Source organism: Methylobacterium sp. Leaf125 (assembly GCF_001423085.1).
GTDB lineage: Bacteria > Pseudomonadota > Alphaproteobacteria > Rhizobiales > Beijerinckiaceae > Methylobacterium.
This window is the reverse complement of record NZ_LMNU01000039.1, coordinates 1-4873: the sequence shown is the minus strand read 5'-3', so window position 1 is coordinate 4873 and position 4873 is coordinate 1. Positions and strand designations below refer to the sequence as shown.

General features: G+C 63.9%; 6 protein-coding genes and 2 tRNA genes. 7 read left to right on the top strand and 1 reads right to left on the bottom strand.

Annotated features, from left to right (window positions below; translation table 11 throughout):
• The first annotated feature begins 19 nt into the window (after positions 1-19).
• The 3 genes from ASF58_RS20035 to ASF58_RS26755 all read left to right on the top strand — a co-directional run bounded on the left by ASF58_RS20035 (position 20) and on the right by ASF58_RS26755 (position 2365).
• Positions 20-598 (top strand): SDR family oxidoreductase, encoded by a 579-nt coding sequence (locus ASF58_RS20035; RefSeq protein WP_280137566.1) that lies wholly within the window; start codon positions 20-22, stop codon positions 596-598.
• Between the two features lie 174 nt (positions 599-772).
• Positions 773-1477: an SDR family oxidoreductase gene (locus tag ASF58_RS20030; RefSeq protein WP_244477416.1), complete on the top strand. Its 705-nt coding sequence runs from the start codon at positions 773-775 to the stop codon at positions 1475-1477.
• Between the two features lie 369 nt (positions 1478-1846).
• Positions 1847-2365: a hypothetical protein gene (locus ASF58_RS26755; RefSeq protein ID WP_200930231.1), complete on the top strand. Its 519-nt coding sequence runs from the start codon at positions 1847-1849 to the stop codon at positions 2363-2365.
• Between the two features lie 193 nt (positions 2366-2558).
• Here ASF58_RS26755 and ASF58_RS20020 read toward each other — a convergent pair.
• Positions 2559-2633, bottom strand: a tRNA-Gly gene (locus ASF58_RS20020).
• Positions 2634-2892: 259 nt separating this feature from the next.
• Here ASF58_RS20020 and ASF58_RS20015 point away from each other — a divergent pair.
• The 4 genes from ASF58_RS20015 to ASF58_RS26250 all read left to right on the top strand — a co-directional run bounded on the left by ASF58_RS20015 (position 2893) and on the right by ASF58_RS26250 (position 4851).
• Positions 2893-3537: a Maf-like protein gene (locus tag ASF58_RS20015; RefSeq protein ID WP_055956704.1), complete on the top strand. Its 645-nt coding sequence runs from the start codon at positions 2893-2895 to the stop codon at positions 3535-3537.
• Complete coding sequence (yacG, locus tag ASF58_RS20010; RefSeq protein WP_055956701.1) at positions 3534-3758, top strand: DNA gyrase inhibitor YacG; 225 nt, start codon at positions 3534-3536, stop codon at positions 3756-3758. Before ASF58_RS20015 ends, yacG begins: the two co-directional genes overlap by 4 nt.
• Positions 3759-3878: 120 nt before the next feature.
• Positions 3879-3954 (top strand) — tRNA-Phe (locus tag ASF58_RS20005).
• Positions 3955-4383: 429 nt separating this feature from the next.
• Positions 4384-4851 carry a hypothetical protein gene (locus tag ASF58_RS26250; protein ID WP_156375815.1) on the top strand — a complete coding sequence of 156 codons (468 nt, stop codon included), beginning with the start codon at positions 4384-4386 and terminating at the stop codon, positions 4849-4851.
• Positions 4852-4873 lie beyond the last annotated feature (22 nt).

The following is a 4873-nucleotide window of genomic DNA, read 5'->3' as shown; positions in this document are numbered from 1 at the left end:
CGGCGGAACTCGGCGGGGTATGCGGGACGGGTCTTGGGCATCGGACAAACACCTCACGCGAAAGCGTTCTCGGTGTCCACCAAACCGGGGCAATCCCAAACTGACCGACGACGATTGGCTGGAGGCGATCCAGACCGACCTCATGGCCGGCGTGCGCGCGACCAGGGCCTTCATCCCGCACATGCGCAAGGCGGGCTGGGGCCGCGTCGTGCTGTTCTCGTCGGAGGACGCGGTCCAGCCCTACGTCGAGGAGTTGCCCTACGCGGCGGCAAAGGCGGGCGTCCTCAACCTCGCTAAGGGTCTATCGAAGGCCTACGGGCCGGACGGCGTGCTGGTGAACGCGGTCGGGCCGGCCTTCATCGCCACGCCGATGACCGACGCGCAGATGGAAAAGAAGTCGAAGGAGAAGGGCATCTCGTTCGACGAGGCAATCCGCCAGACGCTGGACGAGGAGCGTCCGGGCATCGTCGCCAAACGCCGTGGCAAGGCCGAGGAAGTTGCCGCGGCGGTGGCGTTCCTCTGCTCCGAGCGGGCCAGCTTCATCACCGGCGAGTTTCTGCGAGTTGACGGTGGCTCCGTTATGACCATGGGGGCATAAGACGCCGAGCGGTCCAGCGGTCCAGGAAAACTCTACACGAAGGTTCATGCAGCCTGTTGTTACCGGTCAATGATCTGTCTTCTTCGGCCAATTGCCGAATGACCGCTTTTCCCATTTTTGTCCGGAAAGCGGACCGACGGAAAACCACCCTTCACAGACCTCTGGAAGGCCCGCTTGAGCACGGCGACCGTCGACGTATCGTCCCGCGCCTCGGTCGAGGCCCTCGTGGCCCAGGCCATGACCCACGGCGACATCACCGGCCTCATCCATGCCGCCGGCGTCTCGCCGACCCAGGCGTCCCCGGAGACGATCCTTGAGATCGACCTCTACGGCACAGCGCTGGTGCTGGAGGAGTTCGGCAACGTCATCGCCTGGGGCGGGTCGGGCGTCGTCATCGCGTCCCAGTCCGGTCACCGCCTGCCGCCCCTGACGACCGAACAGAACGCGGCCCTTGCGACGACGCCCGTGGAGGAACTGCTCGCCCTGCCGATGCTGCAGCCCGACCAGGTCAAGGACCCGCTCCACGCCTACCAGGTGTCGAAGCGCGGCAACTCTCTGCGGGTCATGGCCGAGGCCGTCCGGTGGGGTAAGCGCGGCGCCCGCGTCAACACGATCAGCCCCGGGATTATCATGACCCCGCTCGCCAACGACGAGCTCAAGGGGCCACGGGGCCCGGGGTACCGGCGCATGTTGGAGGTGTCCGCCGCCGGGAGGGCCGGTACGCCCGATGAGGTCGGGACGGTGGGCGCGCTCCTCATGGGATCCGACGGCGCCTTCATCACAGGGAGCGACTTCCTGATGGATGGCGGCGTCACCGCCGCGTACTGGTTCGGCGAACTCGCGCCGGAACGCCGCGTCGAGGATGCCCCCGCGTCCTGAGGATCACCCCGAGCCGGTGATAGGAACCCACATGCCCACGCCCATGGCCACCGACTACTCCAGGCGCGATGCCACCATCAGGATCAACACCTATACGACGGTGCTGCGCCGCCCCCGGGTTCCGCACGAACTTTTCGCGACATACTGGCGGGACGTGCACGGGCCCCTATGCTCGCGCATTCCCGGCCTCGGGTGGTACGTCCAGAGGCATTTCGACCGGCAGCAGGACGCGCACCTGTGGCCCGTGGTCGAGGGCATCGGGCCGTTCCCGGACTACGAGTTGGACGGGGGCGTCGAGATCGGGTTCGGCTCCGCGGCGGACCGGTCGCGTATGCGCTCCCGCATGGGTCGACGACGTTGGTGGACCGCGTGGCCGAGGCGTCCCCCAACGGGGACGACGGCCTCGACCGGATCGAGCTCTACCTCGGCGCCTCGCACGGCTACGCGGCGAGGTTTGGCGAGCGCATTGCCAGGATGGCACACGCCCTGGCGGAGGAGGCACCGGTCCTCAAGGTGCGGCTCCACCTGCCGGAACCCTATCACGACGCCAAGCCCGCCCCGCCGGCGCCGAACGTTGACCACACGGTGCCGGATGAACGTCGGCTGATCGCCGTCCTGGAACTGGCGTTCCATTCACCGCTCGTGCGTCGGACCTTCCACGCCTCCGATGCATTCAAGGCCGCGACCGCGGGACTTGCCGAGCATGTCGCCTACGCCTCGGCGTTCGCGGTAAGCGGCATCTACACCTACGTCCGCGACGGGCAACTGACCCTGGCGGGCCTGCGAGGTAGCCGGCCGGCCCAGCTCATCGAGCGGATCGGCGCGGTTAACCAAGCCGGCGCGGACGTGCGACACCTGATCCGCACCGGAAAGCCATCCGCCGGCTGAGGCCTCGTCGGCCGGGGCATCGATCCAACAAGTGGTGAGAGATCCGCCCAAAATTCAAGGCGGCTCCATGAACGCGATCCTGGAATCGTTTTGCGCGTTCCTGGAAGGACTCTCGGAACTTCTTCCACTTGTATCAGACTTGTATCAAGCTCTCGGGCGATACAAGCAAGCAACGCTAAGTGCTTGATATTATTGGAGCGGGCGATCGGGATCGAACCGACGACATTCAGCTTGGGAAGCTGACGTTCTACCACTGAACTACGCCCGCACGACGCGGAGTAGAGACCGCGGCGGTGGCCGCGACGACCACGAGCGGGACCATATCAGACCCGCGCTCGTTGTCCACGGGTCGACGGCCTCAAGGATGCCTCGGCACGCGTTCACAAGACTAGGGGTTTCCGCTAGGTTCCCACCGCCTTCCCGGCCTCGCCAGCCCATGCGCCCATCGAGGTGTAGCATCGGCCAGTCTTTCTCCCTTCGCTCCCATACAGGATGCCAACCCTGCGCATGACGGCCCGCACGTGACGATGATCGACGAAACTCCAGTCTCGAGCCGGAGCGCCCGCCTCGTTCTGGCCTCGGCCTCACCCCGGCGCCTCGCGCTCTTGCAGCAGGTCGGCATCGAGCCCGATGCCCTGCTGGCAGCCGATATTGATGAGACGCCACGGAAATCGGAGACCCCGCGCGAGCTCGCCCGACGCCTTGCGCGTGAAAAGCTTGCCGCCGCCGGTGCAGCAGCGCGGCGGCGGGATGACATGCGCGAGGCCTTCCTCATCGCGGCGGATACAGTCGTAGCGGTAGGGCGTCGGGTGCTCCCTAAGGCCGAGCTGCCGGATGAAGCGGCCGATTGCCTGCGTCTGCTCTCCGGGCGCCAGCATCGAGTCTACACGGCCGTCTGTCTCCTCACGCCCCAGGATGTCCGTCGTGAGCGGGTGGTCGAGACCCGGGTGCGCTTCAAGCGCCTGTCTTCGCGCGAGATCGACGCTTACCTCGCTTCCGACGAGTGGCGCGGCAAAGCCGGCGGCTACGCGATCCAGGGGCTCGCCGGAGCCTTCGTAGTCAAGCTCGTGGGATCTCACAGCGCCGTGGTCGGGTTGCCACTCTACGAGACTGTCAACCTCCTCGATGGGGAGGGCTTTCCGGTCCGCAGTGCCTGGGGAGGCCCCGCATGAGCGATCCGAACATCGGCCGCAGACGCGCTAGTCCCGTCAAGCCTGACCCGTGTCCGATCTGTAAGAAGCCGTCCGAGCCTGCCTTCGTGCCGTTCTGCTCAGCCCGCTGTGCCGACATCGATCTCGGACGTTGGCTGACCGACCGCTACGCGATCCCCACCGCAGAGGATGAGGACGAGGACGCCGATGGCGTCGATCCGCGCTCGGACCGGACTGTCTGAAGGTCGTCGCTCCGGCGCGGAAAGCGACCAGCAAAATCTCTTCCGATCGAGGCTGGACAGGCCGCAATCCACCCCCTATACCCCCGCTCCAGCCGGTGCCGCTCACGCGAACCGGCCGAGGCCCAGGTAGCTCAGTTGGTAGAGCATGCGACTGAAAATCGCAGTGTCGGCGGTTCGATTCCGTCCCTGGGCACCATCGTCTTTGTAGGCCGACAGGCTTGTTGGAATAAACGACACCCGTTTGGAACTGGCAGGTCCGCCCTGCATCTCCTAGGCGATGTCGATGTCGCTGGTGGATTGAGCCCGAGCGCACCAACCTACCGACCCTCGTGACCATCGTAATGGCCGGCACCGCCCCGTGGTGGGTCCTCTGGCGAGCGGTGACCGTTGGTCGGGAACGGGGGGGCACCTGAGTTGGACTTAAACGTGCAGGTCACCGTGCCAGGCGTTTGGCCACGTCACGTGCGCATAGTGGCTGGCCCAGAGGGCGACCCGCTCGGGAATGCCCGGGGCCTGAACGAAGATCCTCTGGACGTCGACGACGGGTCCGGTCCATTCTCGGCCGCAGCTACAACGTCAGCGTCAGCACTATCGCGCGGCTTGAAAAAACAGCGGTGAATTTGTGATGGATAACTACGAAAATCCATTGCCTGGAAAAATATACATCAGCCCACGGTTGAAGGACTTTCGCCAGAAAGAAAGAAAAGTTCGCATTGCGTCAAAGGTAATTGAGGCGCCTGATGCTTATGCGTTTGGAACGATTAAAGACGAAGTTGTTATCCGTTATCGCGAAGGTCAGAAAAGCTATATAACTGCCAAGTTTTTTGAGGATGATAGAGAGATATTTGTTTTAAGTATCCAGGGCTATTCGGTTGCAACCGATAAGCCGCACAACGCTTCATTCTCATTTGTTGGAAAAGAAATTGAAACGTTGCGTGAGTTTATAAGCAACGTTAATGGAGTGGAATTTAGTAGCGCCCGTGGCATGAACATAGCCGACGAGGAGCTTGCCAAACTTGTCCGACGTCAGCACCTGTGGGACAGAATGAGGGTCTTCCCGAACGGAGGATGGCTGGTTCATCGTAGCCCCTGAGGAGCGAAGATGAAGCAGACAT

What these genes read in the sequence shown, in the direction of transcription:
- ASF58_RS20035 (WP_280137566.1), top strand. Translation starts at nt 20, where the DNA reads ATGCGGGACGGGTCTTGGGCATCGGACAAACACCTCACGCGAAAGCGT.
- ASF58_RS20015 (WP_055956704.1), top strand. Translation starts at nt 2,893, where the DNA reads ATGATCGACGAAACTCCAGTCTCGAGCCGGAGCGCCCGCCTCGTTCTG.
- ASF58_RS26250 (WP_156375815.1), top strand. Translation starts at nt 4,384, where the DNA reads ATGGATAACTACGAAAATCCATTGCCTGGAAAAATATACATCAGCCCA.
- yacG (WP_055956701.1), top strand. Translation starts at nt 3,534, where the DNA reads ATGAGCGATCCGAACATCGGCCGCAGACGCGCTAGTCCCGTCAAGCCT.